The organism is Undibacterium sp. Ji83W, from assembly GCF_049340385.1.
GTDB lineage: Bacteria > Pseudomonadota > Gammaproteobacteria > Burkholderiales > Burkholderiaceae_D > Undibacterium.
Window position 1 is genome coordinate 567,331 of the sequence record NZ_JBMPOZ010000001.1, and the last position, 24,028, is coordinate 591,358.

A 24,028-nucleotide genomic window follows, 5' to 3' on the forward strand; every position below is an offset into this window, starting at 1 on the left:
ATCGCTTAGAATGAATTAAACATTCAACGATCATAAAATGAATCTTTACCAGTTAGCGGGCACGGTGTGCACGGCGGGCATATTGATATTAAGTCAAGGTGCGCTGAGTCAAAGTGCACTTGCACAAGAAGCCATCACAGTTGCCTGGCGTATCAAGCCACCTCATCAATACCTGGAAAATGGCGTGGAGAAAGGTGTATTGCTGGAACGCGCCAAACAGGTTTTCAGCACCGCACAAATCCCTCACCGCTTTGTAGAAGAACCGGCCAAACGCATCTGGAGTAATTTTTCTGGCGGTGCCAAAAATTATTGTTCTTTTGGCTGGTACAGGATTGCAGAGAGAGAAGCGCTGGTGCAGTTTTCCGAGATTTTTCATACTGACCCGCCACATACCTTATTGGTCAGCCCTGCTGCCGCGAAACAGGTTGCCGCACATCGTACCCTGAAGTCCTTGATGTCCGATCCCAATCTGACGCTGGGCGTAGTCGACGCAGTTTCATATGGCCCCGAACTCGATACCATGTTCACTACCACCAAGAACAAGGTCGAGCGCAGCACTACCCTGCCCATGATCATGGCACGCATGGTTGCCGCCAACCGCGCATCCTATATGCTGATAGACAGGGAAGACTGGGAATACCTGAAGGACAAGGAAGAAAGCCTGAGCCAGACCACGCAAATGGATTTGCAAGGCATGCCTGCAGGCTTGAACCGTTATATCGTTTGCAGCAAGGATGTCAGCGTCGAGCAAATGCGCAAGATCAATACGGCTTTGCTCAAGATTTATCCGGTAAAGAAATGACGCTTAAGAAACGCTTAATATGCCAATTGACTAGGCCAGCTTTTCCCACTCATCCCTGAGCAAGGCGTACATGGCGATATCCCGGTGTTTGCCACGTGAGAATGTGGCACCGCGTGCAATGCCTTCTTTCTGGAAACCGCAATTGATCGCCACTTTTTCTGAAGCGATGTTGTCAATGTTCATGTGAATTTCCAGGCGATTAATGAGCATGGTATTGAACAGGTAGTCCCTGAGCAATTTCACGGCTTCAGTCATGATGCCTTTGCCATGCAAGTTTTTGACAAACATGCCGTAGCCGATTTCGCGGGAATTGAAATAAGGCACAGTCTTGAAATGAAAAACACGCCCTATCATTTTTTCATTTTCATCGATGATCAAAAAAGTCTCGAACTGCTCTTTGGAGCGCGATTCATCTTCGAATTTTTTCTCTGCCACACCTGGTAACATCAATTCCTGGGACAAAAAATCACCCTTGGCATCAGGGTGATTCATCAAGTCCCTCAGGGTCATGACATCTTCTTTTTTGACGTGACGAAGGTGAAAGCAACTTCCTTTGATCATGCAGAATCTCCTGTGCTAAACAATTGTGTGATGGGTTCACCAGTGTTCTGGATGGACAAAGACTGAAGGCAAGAGTTCCCTGGATTGCAGGGAATTATCGCGAGAAAAATATCTAGGTTTCCAGCAAGCGCCTTTGTCTTTCTTTTTCTTCAAAGATGGCGGATTCTATTTCTTCCATTACTGCACCCAGATCAACCGGGCGGGTATCTTGTGCAACGATGCCGGTCAATACGGTTTCCGGTGTCAGCAAACCTGCGGTAAACAGCTTCCAGATTTCCTTGCCAAACTTGCTGCCGTTCAGTTCAGGTGCAAACTGACCAAAATACGTCGCCAGATTGTTCACGTCTCGTTCCAGCAAGACACCCGCCTCGGTATTGCTGGCAGCATCAATCGCTTGCGGCAAATCGATGATCACTGGTCCTTCTTCGTCAACGAGGATATTGAATTCAGACAAATCACCATGAATGACACCGGCGCATAACATCAGGACTACCTGATGCAATAACTGGGCATGGTACAGACGCGCCAGCTCCGGCGTCAATTCCACGTCGTTGAGGCGGGGTGCAGCATTACCATCGGCATCTGTTACAAGATCCATCAGCAATACGCCTTCAAAACAGATATACGGCCTGGGAACTTTGACACCAGCCGCAGCCAGGCGATACAAGGCATCGACCTCAGCATTTTGCCAGACTTCTTCCTGCATCTTGCGGCCATAGCGTGTGCCTTTTTCCATGGCACGTGCCTGACGGCTGTTCTTGACCTTGCGGCCTTCCTGGTAAGAAGCAGCATTTTTAAAGCTGCGCTGACTGGCTTCTTTATAGACCTTGGCACAACGAATTTCTTCGCCACAGCGCACGACATATACGGTGGCTTCCTTGCCGCTCATGAGCTGGCGCATGACTTCGTCGATCAAACCTTCTTCCTGCAGGGGTTGCAGTCGTTTTGGTGTTTTCATTGATGGCGACGGCTCAGGCTTTGCGTGGCTTGCCGCCAGTTTTTACAAGCTTGACTGGTGCATGCCCGCGTGACTTGTTGCGCATGTCGTAAATCGTCTTGGCATCCTGCTCTGCCCGCTCTTGCGTGCGCATTTCAGGAACATCGTCATGCTTGCTAAAAAATTCAGCGGCCTGGGCGCGCATCACATGCTTGATGGCTTCATCATCGCTGAGGTCAAATCTTTCTGTCATCAATGTGGTGACTTCATCCAGATATTCTTCATAGGTCATCATGCTGGTTTTTCCTGTCTGTCATGAAGTGCGTTTGGAAATTGCGACTGTGGACGCATTGCATCCATGGCAATCTTTGTAACGAATATGGTCAATAAAATTAGCGTACTTAGTGGGCGTACTTAGTGGCCGTACTCAATGGGCGTACGCTATAGAGCTCATTCTGCACATTACGCCTGAAAGATTACGCCGAAAGACCAGTATTGTACACGTGCTACCCGCTGACAACGGTGTTGCGCTGGTTCTCGGCTACAATGCCGCCTTCCCCGAAAAATTCCAGCCTGGATATAATTGTATGAGTATCATCATCCATGAGGCCTTGCGCGCCTATATAGACCCCCTGACCGAGCATGAATTTACTGCTCTGGAACGCAGTATCCTGACTGAAGGCTGCCGTGATGCCCTGGTATGCTGGGGTGAGATCCTGATCGATGGACATAACCGCTACGCGATTTGCCAGCGCCATAACTTGCCCTACAATATTGTTCAAAACGACAACTTCAGCAATATCGAAGACGTGCAATTGTGGATGATAGACAACCATCTGGGTCGCCGTAGTGTGACTGACTTCCAGCGCGGCATGCTGGCCTTGCGCAAAAAAGAAATCGTTTTGGCCCGCATGAAGGCGCAGGAGGAACAGTCGCCTTCAGACAATGCGGAAAGCGATGTTGCCGTCCCGGTTGTCAAACCCACGCAGAGTCGCCAGGAAATCGCCCGTCTGGCAGGCATCAGCAGCAATGCCGTGGTACAGATAGAAAAAATCCAGAAAGCTGCAGCACCTGAACTGGTGCAAGCCGTGCGCGATGGCACCATCTCCATCAGTGCAGCAGCAGCAATTGCCTCCTTGCCTAATGAAGATCAAGTCGCCGCTGTAGCCGGTGGCCGCAAGGAATTGCAACAAGCCGCCCGCCAGGTCAGGGAAAAAGTACGTGAACAAAAAGCCCCGGCCAAGGCAGTTGCCACCGAAGCCAGCGCGCCCGCAGCCATCGAAGGCAGGCATGACAGCGCCAGCAGCAATGTCGGTAATTCGGACGAACTCAGCAGCCTGCGCCAGCAAGTCATGCACCTGCAGACTGAGAACAGTGAATTGCTAAGCCAGATTGCCGCGCTAAAAGCGCAACTGGCAGGCTGAACACTAAATAAAGGTAGCGGATATGAAAAAGCCCCGGCAAAGCCTGTCCAGCCTGTTTCTGAAGCAGGTGCCAGCGGCTGAGCGCGAACATATCTGCCATCTGGAAGAAATACAAGAAGCGCATGAAGGCCGCCCTTTTCACTTCGATGATGGCAATCTGCGCATCATGTACCTGAACCCCAAGTGCATGCAAAGCGCGATGAAGCTGGATGCACCGGATAAACTGGTATGCGCCTACTCACGTACTGTCATGGGCTTGCTCATGTTCCGACCACAGCCACGCCACATCTTGTTGATAGGCCTGGGTGGCGGCTCGCTGGTCAAATACTGCTATCGCCATCTGCCAGGCTGCCGCATCACAGTATTGGAAATCAATGCCGACGTGATCGCCATGCGTGAGTTGTTCATGCTGCCACCGGATGATGAACGCCTGCAAGTCATCCATTGCGATGCAGTGACCCACTTGCAGGACAATACTTATGATGCCGACGTGCTGCTGCTGGATGCCTATGATGAAAATGGCCTGGTAGCAGACTTGAATACGGCAGAGTTTTATGCGATCTGCCATGCCAATCTGGTGGAAAATGGTATCATGGTTGCCAATGTCTGGGGCAAGCCCAGTGCCCTGGCTGGCATGTTGAGTCGCTTGCGCCAGCAGTTTGCGCGCCAGGTCAGTTGGACGCGCTCACCTGACAGCTATAACCTCATTGTGTATGCCATCAAGGGCGCATTGAATCAGGCCGATGAGCATACAATAAAGACTTTGTCAGACCAGCATCCAGACTTGCAATTCACTGAGTTACAAAACCGACTGTTGAGCCTGCCTTTGTCTGTCGAATACACTGATGCAGAGGAAGAACTGGCTGCACTCAAACTAAGCCTGGCGACTATCATGGTGCCTGATGTCAATGTCCCGCAAAACTATGCAGACTGGAAAAAGCAGATAGGCGAATAAGCAAGCATCAAGATGTAAGCAAAACAGCTTAAGTGCGACTAATAGAAATCCATACTATGAGGATAGTCCATGAAAGCCCTTATCTTGCCTGGCATTTTTGCCTGCCTAGCCAGTAGTGCGCAAGCCGCCGAAATCTGCAACAAATCCAGCCCCGTACATACCGTCGCCCTGCTGGAACTGTACACCTCTGAGGGTTGCGATAGTTGCCCGCCTGCTGATAAAACCATCAGCCGCCTGTATCAAAGTACTGGCCTGAACAGTGAGCAAGTCATTCCCGTTTCCCTGCATGTCGATTACTGGGATTACCTGGGCTGGAAAGATGTTTTCGCCAAAAAAACATTCACCGACAGACAAAGGAATCTGGCCGAACTGGCCAATACCCGCTCGGTCTATACACCAGAAATTTTTATAGGCGGAAAAGAATTGCGTAGCTGGCGCAACGGCATGGCAGATGACATCCGCCGCATCAATCAAAAACCTGCCACGGCCTCATTGCGTATGGGTGTAGAAAAACTGGCGGACAACAAACTGTATTTCAATCTGCAAGGCAATAGCATGCAAGACGCGAAACTGCATTTTGCCCTGGTCGAGCAAGGCCTGGTCAGCAAAGTGCAGGCAGGTGAAAACCGCGGAGCCACCTTGCAGCATGATTTTGTCGCCAGGGAATGGGGCGAGGCTTACCAACTCACTGCTGGCAAGGTAGCCAACTTTGCCACACAACTGAATTTACCAGCCAATGCCAAACGCAAGAACCTGTCGGTGCTGGCGTTTGCCCAGGATAAGCAAGGCAATATCCTGCAAGCGCTTAGCCTGCCCTTATGTGAAACACTGCAGCAATAACACTGTTCGCGCCGGATTTTGTCTGGCTGGCGACAAAATTCACGGCCTTGATCTTATTTTTAAAGCAAGCCAGGCACAAATGACTTAGACTTTCTGTACTTCCTTGCATACCCTACAGGAGTCAATACCGTGAATGTACTCGTCGCCTTGCTGCACCACATCGCTGCCTTTACCCTGGTTGGCACTTTGCTGGCAGAACTCGTCTTGATACGTCAGCCCCTTACTCTGTCATCGGCAAAGAGCCTGCGCTTCATCGACAGCATCTATGGCGTGAGCGCCATGCTCATCATCGTGCTGGGTGTTTTGCGCGTCATGTACTTTGAAAAAGGCCAGGATTACTATCTGCATAATCATGCCTTCATGCTCAAGATGACAGCCTTCATCCTGGTCGGCTTGCTGTCAGCCTACCCTACAGTGGTATTCCTGCGCTGGGGCAAGGCTGTCAAACAAAACCAGTTACCAGAACTTCTCGCAGGGCAGGCCAAGACCATACAAACGATTTTAAAACTGGAATTGGCAGGCATACTTTTCATTCTGGCAGGTGCAGTACTGATGGCCAAGGGGCACGGGATATAAGGCAGGAGTTGTTTTAACTGCCGCTTCAAATAAGAAAAGTTGTATAAATGACTGATTTCTGGCAATCTTTCCATATCATATAGTGCTGCCAACATACTTGACAGCACGGTTATTCAGGACATTGCCATGTACGATGAAAACGACTTCACTGCAGTATCCAAGTTCCTGAAACTGGGCATTAAAATCATTTTCAGGAACCCCATGGGGCAAAACCCGACGTTTCAATCGACCTTCCCAACGCCTAAAGGAACAACAGTCACCCTGAATGAAAAAAGCCTCTATGATGTAGAACGCAAACTGCGCACCTTGATCGGCAGTGACGTGCCAGTCAAGACCAAGGTGGCACCGTTTGTCTATCTGGGTACGAATTTCCGTGGTTTGCTGTATTGCACCAAGGGTTCCAATGAGTATATTGTGCAGGAAACGCACGATCTCTTTGGGACGGAATCCAAGCGCATCGTACGTACTGCAGAACATTTCATACAGTTGCTGAGCTAAAATCATATTGGCGCTGCTCTTTATGCAGAGCTGCCATTCCACCTGTTTTTGCCCTGCCCTCACCAGCTTTTCGTCAATCACCGACGAACATCCGCCATTCGCCGAAATTGAAGCGACAAGCGCCTGCGCTTTCAGTATCTTTAATCACGGAACAAAAACACAGAAGTTTTTGGCGAATGAAAGGATAAGATATGTCTGGCAATTCTGAAGCTCAGCGGCACAGCAAGGGTAATTTGTTTTTTGGCCTGACCCTGATCGTCGCGGGTAGCGTCTTTTTGATGGATCGCATGGACATGATTCATGCGCTTGACTATTGGTTTTTACTGCCAGCCATGATCGCCATCGGCGGCGTGGTTGATATTGTCAGCCCCGGCAAGCCTGAGCATATTGCCAAAGGCTGCTTCAGCCTGGTATTTGCACTATGGCTGTATATATCCATAGAACAGCTGTGGGGCTGGAACTTCCGCACCAGTTGGCCTTTGCTGTTGATTGCTTTTGGCATCCAGCACCTGGTGGGTGGATTGCTGGCAGCCAGAGAAGTACAGAAATAAAAAATTAACGCTTACAATTTTTGGATCACTATCATGAAAAACGATAATCCTCAGGGCCGTATCCTGATCGGGGCCATGCTCCTGATTTTTGGTGCACTGGCACTGTTAGACAACTTGAATCTGTTTAATGCCCGTGAAATCTTTCACTTCTGGCCCATGGTCTTCATCTTCGTCGGCGCATTGAAGATATCAAAAAGCGATACTACTGCTGGCTATATCATAGGTTGCGGCTTTGTTGGCCTGGGTGCTTTGCTGATACTGCATCATATGGGCATCATTTATTTCCGCATGCGTGACTGGTGGCCGGTTTTCCTGATCTTTGCTGGTCTGATGGTGATATTCAAGGGCAAGATCGGTGACCATGAAAAAATGATCAACAATGGCACGAATCAGGATGCTGTCTGCAATATTGTTGCCGTCATGAGCGGCAACAAGCTGCAAAACAGTTCGCAGGAATTTCGTGGTGGTGAAATCAATTGCATCATGGGTGGTGTGGAACTGGATTTACGCACTGCATCCATGCAATCTGAAGCAACCCTGAATGTATTTGCCATGTGGGGTGGCATCGTCCTGAAAGTACCAAATGACTGGACTGTGGTTTCCCATGGCTCGCCCATACTCGGTGGCTTTGATGATAAAACGGTGCCCCCCATGTTGAATGCGAAGAAGCTTTATATCAAGGGTTATGCCGTCATGGGTGGCGTCGAAATTATTAACTAAGAAATCACTAACCAAGAAGTCACTGCATGCACCCTATTTTGTCAGACCGTCGCCGCTTTCTGGTTTATCTCACTGCCTGGATGATGACAGGCGTGCTGATCGCCAGATTGCTGGTGGCGGCTGATCTGGTAAACTGGTCGTTTGCCTTGGTCTTCTCGCTGCCGCTGGCCCTGTTTGGTAGTTTCCTGACTTCTTCGGCCTATTTTGTTTGTCGCTCACTGCCCTTCAATCGCCGCAGCTTCAGCATAGCCGCCCTGGTCTTTGCCAGTGCATCCATGATTTCCGGCATAAGCTGGCTGGGACTTTGCTATGGCTGGAACAAGGTATTGGTACTGGCATCTGATGAAGTGGAAGTACTACATCTGACCAGCCATTTATCGGTGCTGTTCTTCATCACCGGTTTTGCTGTTTACCTGCTGGCATTGCTGGCTTTTGATGTGTATATCGCCTTCGATAATATACGTGAAGCTGACAGACGCGAAGCAGCGTCACGCCTGCTGGCCAGGGATGCTGAACTACAAGTCTTGCGTTCGCAAATTGACCCGCACTTTTTATTCAACAGCCTCAATTCCATCAGTGCCCTGACTGCCATTGATGCAGTTGCCGCACGCACCATGACGATAGCGCTTGCGGATTTCTTCCGGCAAACCCTGGCGATAGCCGAGAAAGAAAAAATCAGCCTGAAGGAAGAGTTACTGTTATGTGAAAATTTTTTGGCAGTGGAAAAAATCCGCTTTGGCAAAAAACTGGGCATGGAATTTGAAGTTGCTACAGAAGCAGAAACCGCACTGATCCCGCCCATGATATTGCAACCCTTGCTGGAAAACGCCATCAAGCATGGCATACGCAATTTACCCAAGGGGGGCATCATCAAGGTCACCATATTTCAACGTGACCGCTGGCTGCATATCGCAGTAGAAAACCCTGTCAGTACCGCCCCCGGCAACAGCACTGGCAATGGCCTGGGCCTGAGCAATCTGCGCCAGCGTTTTTTTGCCTTGTATGGTGAACAGGCACGCGTCAGTTGGCAGCGCTCAGACGAAAAATTTACATTGGAAATGGCTTTGCCTTTTGAGCAGAATAATCATGAGCAAGTATAAACAAGTATGAATAAGCGCCTACAAGTCTTGATCGTCGATGACGAAGAACTGGCACGCAGATTATCGCTGGAATATTTGCGTTCGCATCCCGACATAGAAGTCATAGGTGAATGCGAAACCGGACTGGAAGCTGTGGATGCCATCAGCAAACTCAATCCTGACCTGGTCTTGCTGGATATACAGATGCCACAACTGTCAGGGCTGGAAGTGCTGGAAGTGACTGGCAGGCGCAGCGGCGTGATCTTCACTACCGCCTATGATCAATACGCATTGAAAGCTTTTGATCTGCATGCTGTCGATTATTTATTGAAACCTTTTTCACAACAACGCTTTGATGAAGCACTGAGCAAGGCACGCAAACTGCTCGCAGAGCAAACCCCGTCATCAACACAAGCCATACAAACGCTGGTGACGCAGCAAAGCGAAAAACTGCAACGCCTGCTGATACGTGACCGTGGCCAGGTGCATGTGGTGCCGCTGGAAAGCATAGATTATGTTGAAGCGCAGGATGACTACATCCTCATCCACGCAGCAGGTAAGTCATACATGAAAACCCAGAGCCTGTCTGACCTGGAAGCGCAGCTCGACGCTAGCAAGTTCGTGCGCGTGCACCGCTCTTTCCTGCTACAGATCAGTGCATTGCAAGCGATGGAGAAGACCAGCAAGGACAGCCAGGTTGCTGTCCTGAAGAGTGGTGCGCAAGTGCCGGTTAGTCGTGCTGGCAACGAACGTATACGAGCATTGTTGAATTGAAACCGGAATTGAAACCGGAATTGAAACTATAGTATTGAAACTCTAGTACTGAAGCTCTAGTTAATCGCCTTCAAAACCAAAGCCAGCTCAGTCCTGGTTTCCTGCATCAGGGCATCAATATTATCTTTATCGATATTCAGTATTTTGAAACTGGCTGGTACGGTATTCCAGTCCAGTTCGGCGATGCTTTCATTGACGAAATGCGCATCCAGAAAATCTGCCACTGTCACCACGTCAATGAGGCCAACTTTATGAGTAGGGCCTGGCTGATGATCACGGTGGTCAAGCACGGCGACACGGATATCTTCAGAAATTTCCCAATCTTCCAGTATCGCGCTGCCTATGCTGGCATGCCAGTGATCGATCAAATCCCATAGCACCTGTTCGGAACTGAACAACTCTTGATAATGATTGGCCCGGTTCAAAATATAGAATTTGCCTATATCGTGCAACAAACCGGCCAGCATGGCCTTGTCGGCACTCAGCCGGGTATAGGTCCTGGCAATCACCATGGCCAGGGCTGCTACGCGAAGACTGCGCCGCCACAGGCCATCCATCTGGGCTGACAGGCTGCCATTGTATTTATTCTCCGCCAGTTGCTTCATACCTATGGAAATGGCGAGATTGCGTACTGCAGAGAAACCCAGCAGATTAGTGGCCGCCCGCAAATCGCCTATTTTTCGCCCCTGGACATTAAAGCTGGCTGAATTACTCAGATGCAGCACTTTGGCGGATAAAACCGGCTCAGTACCTATGATGCGCGTCACCATGTCGGTCGAAATGTCAGCCTGGCTCAGGGCCTTCCTGATTTTCATGGTCGCCCCCAAAGAAGTGGGGAATACCAGCTTTTTGGCAGACAATTCCGCAGTGAAAGCTTCAAGGAAAGCGAATTCGGTATTTTTTTGGTCTGTCATGATAGCAATAAGGAATGCTGACGATTTTTTATTGTACCTTGGGAAACCTGTTTATGCAGGCTTGGAAAAGACTGCTTACATGAATTATCAATTGTACTTACTGACCTCTATCCATTTCACAGGCTTTAGCCACCTTTTAATCCCGTATTCACGCATTTCGTCGCAAAGCCGGTGCATCGCAGATGGTGAAGGCGTAATCTGCATTCATCGCAGCAAGATATTGAAAAATCAGAAAACAAAGGGAAATCACCATGAAATCTGCTCAAACCGAACAATTATTCACACTGATGCGTCAGGCCGCTCATGAATTTTATTATCTGTGCCGCAAAGCCTTTCTGGCCATGATGGCCCTGCCGCTGCCACATTTGCTGGTAATCTGCCTGGTGATCGCTGTTGCCCTGATGATATTGCCGCTGGCTTTGAGTATCTTCATCGCCTTCATGATATTCAAGCTCATCGTCATCTTGCTGGCGATTAACATCAACAAAAACCAGAAGCAGGCCAGGCAATTAAATCAGGAGCAATGAGCAGGAACAATAAAGCAGGCTGGCCAGTTTTCCTCCAGGAGGAGCTGGCCAGACAAATGCAGCGCCAGGCTTACAAGGATGTAGCCGCCCTGGCCGCCTGCTCATACAAGCCAGACAATACCCGCAGGAAGCGGGCTAGCTCACTTAGTTCAAAACTCTCGGTGCCGTCGCCAGTCAGGGCAGATACCAGTACCTGCTCACGCACTTCAGAATAACGGCGACAGATATCACGGCCCGCTTCATTAGTCGAATACAGGATTTCCTTGCCACGCTTTTCTGTCTGCACCAGCTTCAGGGCCTGCAGTTTCTTGAGAGAATAATTGACGATATGGGTGTCTTCAATATTCAGAATGAAGGCGATATCGGCCAGCTTTTTCTCACGCGCCCGGTGGTTGATATGATGCAGTACCAGTACGTCGGTAATAGTCATGTCTTTCATGCCCACCGCAGCCATGCACCTGACCGCCCAGCGGTTAAAGGCATTGCTGGCAATAATCATTCCAAACTCAAACTCACTCAATTCTGCACTCCTGCCCTCAGCCAGATGGGAAGAGGAGACGATAGGTACTCTGGGTGTGGCGCTGGAAGCGGCTGGGCTAAGACCGGTTTTCGTGACAGTCTTGACAGGTTTGGTCGTGGACATAATGACTCTTTAAAGATAAATTGAATAAAAAACTGGCGTAATCCGTAGCCTGATTTTATCTTCTTTGAGCAAAAAGTCAGTCTTTTCGCATTGATTTATCAATAAAAAATCGATATTTTATGTTTTTATCCACAGCCTTAATGTTTCGCCAGCCATGCTCACCTTAGCCACGCACTACTTTTTTATTGCTGGAAATGCTCAATGCTGGCCTTGCCTGGACCCGGCCCTGTAACTGCGTCTGTGCCTGCACTGGCTCAGCTTGCGAGTTTTTTTCCAGCTTGAAGACCGCTACCGTACCCACCAGTAATTCTGCTTCATCCTGCATGCTCCTGGCCGCCGCAGCCGCCTGCTCCACCAGTGCCGCATTTTGCTGCGTCATCTGGTCCATCATGCTGATGGCCTGGTTGACTTGAACTATACCGGTATTTTGTTCACGGCTGGCCGCGCTGATTTCACTGATGATCTGCGCCACATGCTGGACTGAATTGACAATATCGCGCATGGTCAGGCTGGCTTCATTGACGAGTTTGCCACCGGCATCTACCTGCCCCACCGAGTCGGCAATCAGGGTTTTGATTTCTTTCGCCGCGCTGGCCGATCTTTGCGACAGGTTGCGCACCTCTGCCGCCACCACCGCAAAGCCACGTCCGTTTTCACCGGCGCGCGCAGCTTCTACCGCAGCATTCAATGCCAGGATATTGGTTTGAAAAGCGATGCCGTCAATGACGCCGATAATATCGACTATCTTGTTGGAACTGGCCTTGATCGCACCCATGGTGAGCTCTACCTGATCAATCACCTTGCCACCCTTGCCTGCATGCTGGTAAGCCTTGCCCGCCAAATCATGCGCCTGGGCGGCATTCTCTGCGTTTTGGCCTACCGTGGCGGTCAGTTGCTCCATCGACGCAGCGGTTTCTTCCAGGCCCGATGCCTGCTGTTCGGTACGGTTAGATAAATCCATATTGCCATTGGCGATTTCGCGCGAGGCGATGCCAATTTTTTCTGAACTTTGCCTGACCTGGCCCACGGTGCTGATCAGGCTCTGGCTCATCTGGTTCAGCGATGCCAGTAATTGACCTGTCTCATCGTTGCTCCTGACTTCAATATCGGCCCGCAAATCACCGCTGGCAACTGATTCAGCAAGCAGGATTGCGGCCTTCAATGATGAGGTAATTGCCCTGGTGGTGAGGATGGCAATCAAGATTGCCACCACGCCAGCAAAAGCCAGCAAGATAATCATCAGCACTTGTGCCGCACCAGAGATGGATGCTGCATCGCTACCGCTGCGCTCCATCTGGCTGGCTTGTAATCCCACCAGTTGATCGAGTGCAGCAAAATACTGGTCCTGCAAAGGAGCGATCTCCGGCAAGACCAGGTCCTTGGCCTGTTCCACCTCATTGTCTACCACCAGCTTGAGGAACTTGTCGAGTACAGGCTGGTAACGCTGTTTTGCTGCCAGCACGGCCTGCAAAAGTTTTTTCTCTTCTGCTGAGCTGGCCTGTTTGCCAAACTGCGCCAGATCAAGCTCTATCTGTTTTCCTGATTTGTCTATCGCAGCCTGCTCAAGCTTTCTTTCATCCAGTGTAGACAGCAGCAAGAGATTGCGCATGCTGCGGGCGATATGATCAAGGTCAGACTTGATGCGGTTGACTGTCGCTGTTTTCGGATAAACTTCCTTGACGACCAGGTTCACGCCCTGGTTCACCCGCCCAAGTTGCGTGTACCCGGTGACCGTCAACGCCAGCATGAGCAAGATAACAAACGCAAAGCCCAGGCCCAGTTTATGGCCTATCTTCCAGTTCCTGATGTACTTGTTCAGCATGGCTAGCTCCTAAAGTCAAAACGCATTTCTTTACTAAATTCGCAGACAAGTCAAGACAGCAGCAAGTGAAAACACTTGCTGCTTACCTGCTCCATTCCCCCGAAAATAACGCAATATCAGACGCCTAAATACGCTTTCTTGACGTCTTCATTGTTGAGCAGCTCTTGCCCCGTGCCCTGCATGACGATACGGCCTGTCTGTATGACATAACCGTTATGCGCAATTGCCAGCGCCTTGTGCAGGTTTTGCTCCACCAGCAGTATTGACATGCCTTGCTGGTTGATCAGTTGTATGGTGTCGAGCACCTTGGTGACGAACTTGGGTGCGATACCCCAGGATGGTTCATCCAGCAAGAGCAATTTTGGTTTCGCCATCAGCCCACGGCCTATCGCCAGCATTTGCTGCTCACCACCACTCATGGTGCCGGCCAGTTGATAGCGCCTTTCCTTGAGGATGGGGAACAAGGTGTACATGGTATCTATCGACTCAGCCACTTCGTCATCATCGCGGCGGGTATAGGCACCCAGTTGCAAATTCCTTTCCACCGTCAGGCGGGCAAAGATGCGCCGCCCTTCAGGTACCAGCGACAAGCCCAGTCCCACCCGTTTGCTGGCCGGGATTTTTTCCAGTGGTTTGCCATCGAATACGATCTGGCCAGCATCCGCCGCATTCAAACCGGCAATTGCCCGCAAAGTAGTGGTCTTGCCATTGCCATTGCCACCGACCAGGGCAACAATCTTGCCCTTCTCTACATCGATATCGACTTTGGACAAGGCCAGCACGCCGTCATAACTGACTCTCAGATTTCTTACTTGCAGCATCATTCATCTCCCAGGTAAGCAGCGATCACTTTGGGATCGTTAGATACTTGTTCAGGACTACCTTCGGCTATCTTCTTGCCGTAGTCGAGTACGACGATGGCATCAGCAATCGGCATGATGCCTTCCAGCACGTGTTCAACGATCAGGCAGGAAATACCTTCTTCACGAATTTTCAAGACCACGTCCACTGTCTCTTTGACTTCAGTCGGATTCAAACCCGCCATGACTTCATCCATCAACAACAGGCGTGGCCTGACGGCCAGTGCGCGTGCCACCGCAAGGCGGCGCTGTTCACTGATGGTCATGCTGCCTGCGGGCTTGTCCTTGAATTGGCCGAGGTTGACAAAGCTCAGCAATTTCGCAGCACTCTGTCTCGCATCGCCCACATTCTTGTTGATCAGGAAGGCACCCACCATGACGTTTTCCAACGCTGTCATGCTGGTGAAAGTGCGTGCCACCTGAAAGGTGCGGCCTATGCCAGCGCGCGCGCATTGCTCAGGGCTCATGCCGGATACCTTGATGTCATTCATCCAGATTTCACCGGTAGTTGGTGGTGCATAACCGGCGATGCAATTGAACATGGTGGTCTTGCCAGCTCCATTCGGACCTATCAGGCCAACAATCTTGCCCGCGCCCACTTCAAATGAGACGTCCTGGTTGGCGGTGATGCCGCCAAAGCGTTTGCTGACGCTCTCTACTCGCAACAAGCTCATGCTGCCTCCCTTTTTGCCTCTTGTACGTCTTGTACTTTTTGTGCCTTGACTGCTTTTCTGCGCGCAAAAAATTGCTTGATCCAGCCCAATACACCTGTCGGGTAATACACGGCAATTACCACGATCAATGCGGCGTAGATCACCAGATCAGTACCTCGACCAGAGCCACCAAACAGGGCACGGGTACCTTCTTCAATGAAGGTCAAGACACCTGCGCCTATGACTGGCCCCAGCAAAGTACCCACCCCACCAAGAATAGACACAAGTGCCATCTTGATCGACAGGCCTGTGTGCAGGACTGAGCCGGGGTCTATATACAATTCCTTCTGTGCATACAGGCTACCGCCAATCGCCGTGAAGAAACTGCTGACGGCAAAAGCGATTTGTTTGTAGCGGCTGAGGTTGATACCCAGGCTGCGTGCTGCATCTGGCTCATCCTTGATGGCGCGGAAGTAGTAACCGAGGTAGCTGTGTTCTATCCAGTAATTTACCGCCAGCGTCACCAGCAAGAGACCAAGGGCGATGTAGTAATACGGTGCCTTGTCGGTAAAGATCATGCTGCCCCAGCCTTGCTGGTCCATGGGTATGGTCAGGCCAACGGCGGCACCGGCGTATTCCCAGTTCGTGAAAATGATCTGGATGATTTCAGCCACCGCAATGGTCGCCATGCCAAAGTAATGCCCGTTAAGGCGAAAGCATGACCAGCCTATGATGAGACTGATTGCTGCGGCCAGTATGCCGCCACAGATCATGGCCACCCATGCGTTCAGGCCAAATTGCGTCAACAACAGTGTCGAGGTGTAAGCACCCAGCCCGTAAAAAGCGACATGCCCCAGCGAAACCTGGCCCGCATAACCGCCGACGATATTCCAGGCCACACCCAGTTGCGCTGCCATCAAAATCAATATCGCCAGATTTTGATGCGACGGGTCTTTAACCACCACAGGTACCAGCAATGCTGCAATCACGCACAAAGCCAGCAGTATGTATTTCACCGAGGAATTGCCATGTGAATCTGGCGCCAGCAACTCATGCGCCGAGATCACGGTTTTGTCTTGTATGTTCATTTTTGCACCTTATCTTCTACGCTATTGCTTACCCATCAATCCTTGCGGACGGAACATCAACACCGCCAGGAACAAGCCGAGCACCAGAGCCAATTTATATTGCGGCCCTATCAGAAAGCCACCCATGACTTCGATGACACCGACAATAATCCCGGCAAACAAGGCACCAATCACGCTACCAAAACCACCGAGGTTTACCACCACAAAAGCAATCAGGATGAAGTTCGCGCCCACTTCCGGGAAGATGGGAAAGAATGTCGACAACAAGGCACCCGCGACACCCGCGCAAGCTGCACCTATGCCCCAGGCCATGGCAAACATTTTTTGTGAATCAATGCCCATTAGTTGTGCCGCCTCTTTATCAGCAGCGGTCGCTTCCAGTGCTGCACCGGCACGGGTCTTGGTGAGGAACAGGTAAATCCCCATGGTCACCAGGATCGCACCAACACCTGCAGTCACCTGCGGCATGCCCACCTGTATACCAAATACCTGAACGGCACCGGATACGATGGAATGATCAACAGTCCTGAAGTCTGGTTTCCAGAAGAACTGCGCCAGACCGCGGAACAGCATCATCAAACCGAAGGTGGTAAAAATCTGCGACAACATCGGCGCATTGGTGATTTTCTTGATAATCAGCTTGTACAGGATCACGCCAAGCGCAAACAAAAACAGTGCCGTTAAAGGCAGGGTAAATATGGGGTCCAATGCAAACAGCGAGTACATCCAGAAACTGGAATACATGCCGAACATCAGAAACTCACCATGGGAAAAGTTGACGACATCCATGACACCAAAGATCAGCGTCAAACCTATCGCCACCAGCGCATAGATCAAACCGATCAAGATCCCTGACGCCAGGGTTTGAATAATAATTTCAAGGGACATATTTCTCCTCGCACTTCCTCTTATGTATAGCTATGTAAAACCGACGTCATGTATCGTCAGATAGCGCCCGGCATTTTTTTACTTTTTGGTTTACTTGCCCGGTAATGACCGGGCAAGTTTTCTTCATGTCCTGCTAAACTTCTGATTTGCGGCTTACTTGCGTTGATCCCACTTAGGCATAGGCCAGACCACATCTTTAGTCGCCAGGTCAAAAGGCCATACCGTGTTGTATTTACCATCGATGATCTGTACCAGGATGCCGGAACCCAAAACGTTCTGACCATGTTCATCAAACTTCACACCCTTCCAGGGCATGATCAGTTTATTGGCAGGGATATTGGTTTCAGTCAGTGCTTTGCGGATGGCTTCTGGCTCGGTAGAACCGGCGCGGTTGATGGCATCGACCAGTGTCATCAGACCAGTAAAAGTGCGCGAAGAATTGCCGGTAAAGTCAGCCTTGTATTTGCTGTTATACAAATCATTGACTTGCTTGATCAGTGGATTATTTTTTGCCAGATCAGGCGACCACACTTCTCGGGTGATGACGTAGTCAGCATCCTTGCCCAGAGTGCGGCGGAATTCTGTATCCGTAAAACCGGCATTGTTGGCCAAGATCATGTCAGGTGAAAAACCAAGCTCCTTATACGTTTTCATGGACATGATGGCGTCGCCCAGATAAGAAGACTGCATGACGACTTGCGGGCTGGCTGATTTCAATTGCTGCACTTCAGAAGTCAGTTGTGTGCTTTTTGCTGGATAGACGATGGTCTTGACCAGGTTGTAGCCTTTTTCTGCCGCCAGCTTGGTTTCCAGCTTGGTGGTTTCATTACCCCACAGAGTGTTTTCATTGAAGGTGGCCAGTTGCTTGACCTTGATGCCTTTTTTGGCTTCCAGCTCTTTGAAGAATTCAAAGAAATTATGAACGAATAGATCATCATGCGCCGTCGTGCGGAAGAACCATTTGAAGCCGCGCTGCGTCAGGGTAGAAGAAGATGACTCAGGATTCACATAAGGAATCTTGTATTTCTCGGCCACCTGACTGGAGGTTGCAGTCACATTACTGAAGTAGGCACCGACCACGGCGACCACTTTTTCCTGGGTAATCAGTCGCTCGGTTTCTGTCGCGCCGATTTGTGGATTGCCCTGATGGTCAGCAAACACCAGCTTGATTTTTGCGCCCTTCAGGTTAGGTAAGCCACCGCCAGCAGAGAATGGCAGATTGGGGACACTTTTTGCACCGTTATTGACGATGTCAGCAGCCAGTTCCAGCGCGTTTTTCATTTCACTGCCAGAGGATGCAGCCGCACCGGACAATGGATAGATAACGCCTATCTTGATTTCTTGCTGCGCATAGGCAGAGTAGCAAAAACTGAGACCCAAACTGGCCAGAAGACCGGCACGGGCAATTTTTTTGATGGTATTTGTAAACATTATTAAACGCTCCAATTTAATTAAATGTAAGCCCTCTGCTCTTACTTTGAAGAGAGCCATTTCCTATGCTGCTACATCTGCCTTCGTCTGGACATGCTGTATTTGCCAGCCAAAGATTTACTTCATCGACCTTTCGGTCGTGTATTTCAATAAAATCGATACTTCTTCACTGCTTGCGGTTTTCAACCACTCCCTGACAAACTGTTCACCCAGCCTGTCGAGGTTATTTCTTAATAACGCATCTACCCGGTCAACCTTGATCTTGTTATTGCGCAACTGGTTTTCAAAACCGGCATCACTATCGCGGCTCATATTCCAGCCACGTTTTTCTGCGGCCTGGGCTGCTTCCATCATTTTCTTTTGCGTCTCGGCAGCCAGCTTGGCAAACACTTTCTGGCTGATGAAGACGATATTCTTTGGTATCCATGCATTCGCCTGGTAGTAATACGCCATCTTGCTCCAGGCCTTGGTTTCTACCCCTGTCCAGCTTGAGGTAATCATCAAGTCCAGTTTATCGCTGGCTATCGCCTTTTCCAGGTCTATTACTTGTACGGGTACTGCGGTCGCCATTGCCAATTCGGCGATACGTTCGCTGGCCGGGTTGTAACTGCGCATGCGCATACCCTTGAAATCTGCCAGCGAACTCAAGGGTTTTTTCGAATACAGATTCTGTGGTGGCCACGGTACTGAATACAGTAACTTCAAACCACGCTTGGCCAGTGCTTTTTCCACTTCCGCTTTGGAAGCCATCCACAGATTATGAGCATCTTCATAACCCCTGACGGTGAATGGCAAAGAATCAAGACCAAACACCGGTATCTCTTTTGCCAGGCTGGACATGATGACTTCTCCAGCCTCGGCTTTTTCACTAATAACACCAGGAAATATTTCTGCCGGTTTTAATAAGCTGCCCGCAGCAAACACCGACATCTTCACCTGGCCGTTGCTGGCACCTGCCACTTCCTTGGCGAACTGCTGCAAATTCATGGTCTGGAAGTTATCTGCAGCATAGGCGGTGGCGATACGTATATCCACTGTCCCTGCCTGCACATTGGCAGCCATGACTGCTGCCACCAACATATAAATACCAGCAAATCTCTTGCGAGAAGGAGCAGATATGCAGGAAAAACTCAGCTTATTGCGAATTGAATCCAACATCATTTGTCTCCTCTATGTTTTATATCGTAAACGTTTTATCGATAAAACGTCAATAAAATATCTTACATTTAATCTCAATAACTACTACAATATCATCAAAGGAAAAATCTACAAGATGTTTATAAAGTTTTTTTCCTTGTCGTTATTAAGATGAAAACCAAGATGAAAAGAACTGCACCACGCTGTGGCGGCGATGCACAAGAACAGTGAACTTTTTTGCTTTTTTAATATTGGGTATCCATTGCTTCTTATATTTCCGGGCATAAAATGCAAACAAATACTTTGTCTGATTTTTGACACAAAGTTTGCAGGCCCGGGCAGGAATGGCTCCAGACCGAGATAAGACTTTGCCGAAGAAACGGCAACATCTCTTTATGAAAGGTGGTTGCAAAATGAACGAACAGAAACAGGCACACAATGACTTCGTTGAAGATCAACGCTGGCAATTCTGGATAGATAGAGGTGGTACGTTTACCGATATCGTGGCGCGCCGCCCGGATGGCAAATTACTGACCCATAAACTGCTGTCAGAAAATCCTGAGCAATATAAAGATGCTGCCGTTGCGGGTATACAAGGCCTGCTGGGTTTGACAGCAGACCAGAATATCTCGCCTGAACTGGTGTCTGCAGTAAAAATGGGGACCACCGTTGCCACCAATGCCTTGCTGGAACGCAAGGGCGACCCGACTGCGCTCATCATCACCAAAGGTTTTCGCGATGCCCTGCGCATCGCTTATCAAAACCGCCCTCGCCTGTTTGACCGCCATATCGTCTTGCCAGAACTCCTGTATGAAAAAGTCGTGGAAGTCGATGAGCGCATCGATGCGCATGGCAATGTCTTGCAAGCCCTGGATGAAGCTGCGGTCAAAAATGAATTGGCTACTCTATATAAAGATGGCTACCGCGCATTGGCCATCGTGCTCATGCATGGCTACCGACATACACGGCATGAAGACATCATAGGCAAGCTGGCTGCTGAAGCTGGCTTTACGCAAGTCTCGATTTCCAACCAGGTCAGCCCCATGATGAAGCTGATCTCGCGTGGTGACACGACAGTGGTGGATGCCTATCTGTCCCCTATCCTGCGCCGCTATGTTGACCAGGTTGCCAGCAAGATGGATGGCGTGCGTCTGTTTTTCATGCAGAGTAATGGCGGCTTGACAGATGCGCACCGCTTCCAGGGCAAGGATTCCATCTTGTCAGGCCCGGCAGGCGGCATAGTCGGCATGGTACGTACAGCCCAGACTGCGGGCTTTGACAAGATCATCGGCTTTGACATGGGCGGCACCTCGACTGACGTGTCCCATTATGCTGGTGAGTTCGAGCGTGAGTTTGAAACTCAGGTCGCCGGTGTCAGGATGCGCGCGCCGATGATGAGCATACATACCGTTGCTGCTGGCGGCGGTTCCATCCTGCATTTTGACGGTACCCGTTATCGCGTAGGCCCGGACAGTGCAGGTGCCAATCCTGGCCCTACCAGTTACAGGCGCGGTGGTCAATTGGCTGTGACTGATTGCAATGTGATGCTGGGTAAAATCCAGCCAACTTATTTCCCTAAAGTGTTTGGCCCCAAAGCAGACATGTCACTCGACCGTGATGCCGTTGTAGAAAAATTTACAGCCATGGCAGCAGAGATAGAAAAAGCCACAGGCATACGCAAGTCCCCTGAAGAAGTAGCTGAGGGCTTTATTGAAATTGCGGTTGGCAATATGGCCAATGCGATCAAATTTATCTCGGTACAGCGTGGTCATGATGTAACTGACTATACCCTGACCACCTTTGGTGGTGCAGGCGGCCAGCATGCCTGCCTGGTGGCAGACGCCTTGGGCATGACCAAGGTGTTTGCCCATCCATTCTCAGGTGTCTTGTCTGCTTACGGCATGGGCTTGGCAGACCAGACTGCCATGCGCGAACTGGCGATGGAATTACCACTGGCACCTACCTCAATACCCGCGCTGGAAAAAGAACTGGCGCGCTTGTCGGATGCAGCCAGCAATGATTTGCTGAGCCAGGGTGTCGTATCCGAAAATCTGAGCGTCAAACAACGCGTGCACTTGCGCTATGAAGGTACAGACTCTGTCATCGTGGTGGCCATGCAGGATATTGCCAGCATGATTTATCAATTTGAATCCGCCTACAAAAAACGCTACTCCTTCCTGATGTCCAACAAGCAGCTCGTCATAGAAGCGATTTCTGTGGAAGCCATAGGTAGCTCTGGTGAGGGCAATGAAAACATCGAATACTTGCCACCACGAGAAAATGATCAGACTTTGCAGCCTGTAGAAATTGTCCAGTTGTTCTCAGGTGGACAATGGCATGACACGGGCTTGTACGACCGTGACGATATGCGCCCCGGTGACAAGATCAAGGGTCCGGCCATCATTGCAGAAAAAAATGCCACCAACATCATAGAACCAGGCTGGGGTGCAGAGGTGACAGCACTGGACCATCTGGTATTCACCCGCCTCGAAGCACGCCCTAAACGCCAGGCCATAGGCACCAAGGCTGACCCGGTAATGCTGGAAGTGTTCAACAACCTGTTCATGAGCATCGCCGAGCAAATGGGCCTGCGCCTGCAAAACACGGCCTTCTCAGTCAACATCAAGGAGCGCCTGGATTTCTCTTGCGCCCTGTTTGATGCGGAAGGTAATCTGATTGCAAATGCACCGCATATTCCTGTGCATCTGGGTTCCATGGGCGACAGTATCAAGACCATCATCCGCGCCAATGCAGGCAGTATGCAACCGGGTGATGTGTATATGCTCAATGACCCCTACAACGGTGGCACCCACCTGCCTGACGTAACGGTGATCACGCCTGCCTTTAATGCAGAAGGAACCGAGGTGTTGTTCTATGTAGGTTCACGCGGCCACCACGCTGACATAGGGGGTATCACACCTGGCTCCATGCCTGCAGACAGCACAGTGGTGGAAGAAGAAGGCGTGCTGATCAATAATTTCAAACTGGTCAGCGCGGGCAAGTTGCTGGAAAAAGAAACCATCGCCCTGCTCTCTTCCGGCAAATACCCTTGCCGCAATGTCCATCAAAACCTGGCTGACTTTCAGGCACAGATTGCCGCTAACCAGAAAGGTGTCGATGAATTGCTCAAGATGGTGCAGCACTATGGCCTGGATGTCGTGCAAGCCTATATGGGTCATGTGCAAGACAATGCAGAAGAAGCGGTAAGACGTGTCATCACGGCATTACAAGACAGCAGCTATGAATACAAGCTCGACAATGGTGCAATCATCAAGGTTGCCATCCGCGTTGACCATGCATCACGTTCTGCAGAAGTCGATTTCACTGGCACATCACCGCAACTGAATAATAACTTCAATGCACCAAGTGCGATTTGCATGGCTGCCGTGTTGTATGTCTTCAGGACCTTGATAGATGATGATATCCCGCTCAACGCTGGTTGCCTCAAGCCGTTGAAAGTCATCATCCCTGAAGGCTCGATGTTGAATCCGCGCTACCCGGCGGCTGTAGTGTCCGGCAATGTGGAAACCTCAAGTTGCATCACCAATGCACTCTATGGTGCGCTGGGTGTGGTGGCATCCTCACCTGGCACCATGAATAATTTCACCTTTGGTAATGATGATTACCAATACTATGAAACCATCTCTGGTGGCTCTGGTGCTGGTGAAGGTTTCAATGGTACCGACGTAGTGCAAACCCACATGACGAACTCACGCCTGACTGATCCTGAGATACTGGAGTGGCGTTACCCAGTCAGGCTGGAAAGCTATGAAATCAAGCCAGATTCAGGCGGTGCAGGCCGCTGGCATGGTGGCAACGGTGGCGTGCGCAAGATACGCTTCCTGGAAAACATGACGGCTTCGATACTCTCGAATAACCGCGTGTATGCGCCCTTTGGTGCTGCTGGCGGTGCCGCCGGTGCCTGCGGTAAAAACTATGTGATCAGGAATGATGGCAGGACCGAAGAACTTGGTTTTGTTGCCAGCACCGACATGCAAGCTGGCGACATTTTCGTCATTGAAACGCCGGGTGGTGGTGGGTATGGCAAGGCATGATTTTTATGTGATTTGTATGTGATTTGTATGCTTTCTCATTCCTGCATTTCCGGCGAACACATGAGCTAAGAAAAATAGCCAGTGGCGGCATGTCACTGGCTATTTTTTTAAACACAAGCCTGAAAATTTTCGGGCAAAAACCCGCACCACAAATATTTCTCCTTACGCAATTTCAACTTTTTAACAACGCATCATCTATTTTTTATCAACGATTTATAATTAAGTTATATGTAAACATCTTACTTTTCATCGATAATAAATTACCGACTGCGATCGAAACAAAGTCGGTCGGT

General features: G+C 50.0%; 24 protein-coding genes. 12 read left to right on the forward strand and 12 right to left on the reverse strand.

Annotated elements, in window-relative coordinates; translation table 11 throughout:
• The first annotated feature begins 37 nt into the window (after positions 1-37).
• The gene (locus ACO0LD_RS02550) at positions 38-802 is read left to right on the forward strand and encodes a hypothetical protein (RefSeq protein WP_423003400.1); all 765 of its coding nucleotides are present in this window, start codon (positions 38-40) and stop codon (positions 800-802) included.
• Positions 803-832: 30 nt separating this feature from the next.
• Here the strand turns inward: ACO0LD_RS02550 and ACO0LD_RS02555 are convergent, their stop codons facing one another.
• From ACO0LD_RS02555 to ACO0LD_RS02565, 3 genes are all read right to left on the reverse strand, one after another.
• Positions 833-1,363, reverse strand: a complete 531-nt coding sequence (locus tag ACO0LD_RS02555) for a GNAT family N-acetyltransferase (protein WP_423003402.1) — start codon at positions 1,361-1,363, stop codon at positions 833-835.
• A gap of 112 nt (positions 1,364-1,475) precedes the next feature.
• Positions 1,476-2,321: a PA4780 family RIO1-like protein kinase gene (locus tag ACO0LD_RS02560; RefSeq protein ID WP_423003404.1), complete on the reverse strand. Its 846-nt coding sequence runs from the start codon at positions 2,319-2,321 to the stop codon at positions 1,476-1,478.
• A 13-nt stretch (positions 2,322-2,334) separates the two neighbouring features.
• On the reverse strand, positions 2,335-2,592 hold the full coding sequence (locus ACO0LD_RS02565) for a hypothetical protein (protein ID WP_422953521.1): 258 nt from the start codon (positions 2,590-2,592) through the stop codon (positions 2,335-2,337).
• Positions 2,593-2,887: 295 nt separating this feature from the next.
• On the opposite strand from ACO0LD_RS02565, the gene ACO0LD_RS02570 reads away from it, so the two are divergent.
• From ACO0LD_RS02570 to ACO0LD_RS02610, 9 genes are all read left to right on the forward strand, one after another.
• Positions 2,888-3,724: a plasmid replication/partition related protein gene (locus ACO0LD_RS02570; protein ID WP_423003406.1), complete on the forward strand. Its 837-nt coding sequence runs from the start codon at positions 2,888-2,890 to the stop codon at positions 3,722-3,724.
• Between the two features lie 22 nt (positions 3,725-3,746).
• The gene (locus tag ACO0LD_RS02575) at positions 3,747-4,679 is read left to right on the forward strand and encodes a fused MFS/spermidine synthase (protein WP_423003408.1); all 933 of its coding nucleotides are present in this window, start codon (positions 3,747-3,749) and stop codon (positions 4,677-4,679) included.
• A gap of 69 nt (positions 4,680-4,748) precedes the next feature.
• A complete protein-coding gene (locus ACO0LD_RS02580; protein ID WP_423003410.1) occupies positions 4,749-5,519 on the forward strand; it encodes a DUF1223 domain-containing protein in 771 nt (256 codons plus the stop codon).
• A 129-nt stretch (positions 5,520-5,648) separates the two neighbouring features.
• The gene (locus tag ACO0LD_RS02585) at positions 5,649-6,095 is read left to right on the forward strand and encodes a DUF2214 family protein (RefSeq protein ID WP_423003412.1); all 447 of its coding nucleotides are present in this window, start codon (positions 5,649-5,651) and stop codon (positions 6,093-6,095) included.
• Positions 6,096-6,221: 126 nt separating this feature from the next.
• Positions 6,222-6,593, forward strand: coding sequence for a hypothetical protein (locus ACO0LD_RS02590; RefSeq protein ID WP_423003414.1), 372 nt, complete (start codon positions 6,222-6,224; stop codon positions 6,591-6,593).
• 191 nt (positions 6,594-6,784) lie between these two features.
• Positions 6,785-7,144 carry a LiaI-LiaF-like domain-containing protein gene (locus ACO0LD_RS02595; RefSeq protein ID WP_423003416.1) on the forward strand — a complete coding sequence of 120 codons (360 nt, stop codon included), beginning with the start codon at positions 6,785-6,787 and terminating at the stop codon, positions 7,142-7,144.
• 33 nt (positions 7,145-7,177) lie between these two features.
• The gene (locus ACO0LD_RS02600; RefSeq protein WP_423003418.1) at positions 7,178-7,864 is read left to right on the forward strand and encodes a LiaI-LiaF-like domain-containing protein; all 687 of its coding nucleotides are present in this window, start codon (positions 7,178-7,180) and stop codon (positions 7,862-7,864) included.
• A gap of 26 nt (positions 7,865-7,890) precedes the next feature.
• The gene (locus tag ACO0LD_RS02605) at positions 7,891-8,964 is read left to right on the forward strand and encodes a sensor histidine kinase (protein ID WP_423003420.1); all 1,074 of its coding nucleotides are present in this window, start codon (positions 7,891-7,893) and stop codon (positions 8,962-8,964) included.
• 6 nt (positions 8,965-8,970) lie between these two features.
• Positions 8,971-9,717, forward strand: coding sequence for a LytR/AlgR family response regulator transcription factor (locus tag ACO0LD_RS02610; RefSeq protein ID WP_423003422.1), 747 nt, complete (start codon positions 8,971-8,973; stop codon positions 9,715-9,717).
• Positions 9,718-9,773: 56 nt separating this feature from the next.
• Here the strand turns inward: ACO0LD_RS02610 and ACO0LD_RS02615 are convergent, their stop codons facing one another.
• On the reverse strand, positions 9,774-10,631 hold the full coding sequence (locus ACO0LD_RS02615) for an HDOD domain-containing protein (RefSeq protein WP_423003424.1): 858 nt from the start codon (positions 10,629-10,631) through the stop codon (positions 9,774-9,776).
• 251 nt (positions 10,632-10,882) lie between these two features.
• Here ACO0LD_RS02615 and ACO0LD_RS02620 point away from each other — a divergent pair, with 251 nt between their 5' ends.
• Complete coding sequence (locus tag ACO0LD_RS02620; protein ID WP_423003426.1) at positions 10,883-11,158, forward strand: hypothetical protein; 276 nt, start codon at positions 10,883-10,885, stop codon at positions 11,156-11,158.
• A 70-nt stretch (positions 11,159-11,228) separates the two neighbouring features.
• Here ACO0LD_RS02620 and ACO0LD_RS02625 read toward each other — a convergent pair whose 3' ends face one another.
• From ACO0LD_RS02625 to ACO0LD_RS02660, 8 genes are all read right to left on the reverse strand, one after another.
• Positions 11,229-11,801: a winged helix DNA-binding protein gene (locus tag ACO0LD_RS02625; protein WP_423003428.1), complete on the reverse strand. Its 573-nt coding sequence runs from the start codon at positions 11,799-11,801 to the stop codon at positions 11,229-11,231.
• Between the two features lie 163 nt (positions 11,802-11,964).
• Complete coding sequence (locus tag ACO0LD_RS02630; protein ID WP_423003430.1) at positions 11,965-13,623, reverse strand: methyl-accepting chemotaxis protein; 1,659 nt, start codon at positions 13,621-13,623, stop codon at positions 11,965-11,967.
• 116 nt (positions 13,624-13,739) lie between these two features.
• On the reverse strand, positions 13,740-14,444 hold the full coding sequence (locus tag ACO0LD_RS02635; RefSeq protein WP_423004076.1) for an ABC transporter ATP-binding protein: 705 nt from the start codon (positions 14,442-14,444) through the stop codon (positions 13,740-13,742).
• On the reverse strand, positions 14,444-15,157 hold the full coding sequence (locus tag ACO0LD_RS02640) for an ABC transporter ATP-binding protein (RefSeq protein ID WP_423003432.1): 714 nt from the start codon (positions 15,155-15,157) through the stop codon (positions 14,444-14,446). The genes ACO0LD_RS02635 and ACO0LD_RS02640 overlap by 1 nt, the downstream gene beginning before the upstream one ends.
• A complete protein-coding gene (locus ACO0LD_RS02645) occupies positions 15,154-16,224 on the reverse strand; it encodes a branched-chain amino acid ABC transporter permease (RefSeq protein WP_423003434.1) in 1,071 nt (356 codons plus the stop codon). Before ACO0LD_RS02645 ends, ACO0LD_RS02640 begins: the two co-directional genes overlap by 4 nt.
• 21 nt (positions 16,225-16,245) lie before the next feature.
• On the reverse strand, positions 16,246-17,112 hold the full coding sequence (locus ACO0LD_RS02650) for a branched-chain amino acid ABC transporter permease (RefSeq protein ID WP_423003436.1): 867 nt from the start codon (positions 17,110-17,112) through the stop codon (positions 16,246-16,248).
• A gap of 153 nt (positions 17,113-17,265) precedes the next feature.
• Positions 17,266-18,543: an ABC transporter substrate-binding protein gene (locus ACO0LD_RS02655; protein ID WP_423003438.1), complete on the reverse strand. Its 1,278-nt coding sequence runs from the start codon at positions 18,541-18,543 to the stop codon at positions 17,266-17,268.
• 117 nt (positions 18,544-18,660) lie between these two features.
• Positions 18,661-19,704: a TRAP transporter substrate-binding protein gene (locus ACO0LD_RS02660; protein ID WP_423003440.1), complete on the reverse strand. Its 1,044-nt coding sequence runs from the start codon at positions 19,702-19,704 to the stop codon at positions 18,661-18,663.
• Positions 19,705-20,093: 389 nt separating this feature from the next.
• Here ACO0LD_RS02660 and ACO0LD_RS02665 point away from each other — a divergent pair, with 389 nt between their 5' ends.
• The gene (locus ACO0LD_RS02665; protein ID WP_423003442.1) at positions 20,094-23,735 is read left to right on the forward strand and encodes a hydantoinase B/oxoprolinase family protein; all 3,642 of its coding nucleotides are present in this window, start codon (positions 20,094-20,096) and stop codon (positions 23,733-23,735) included.
• The last annotated feature ends 293 nt before the right edge of the window (positions 23,736-24,028 follow it).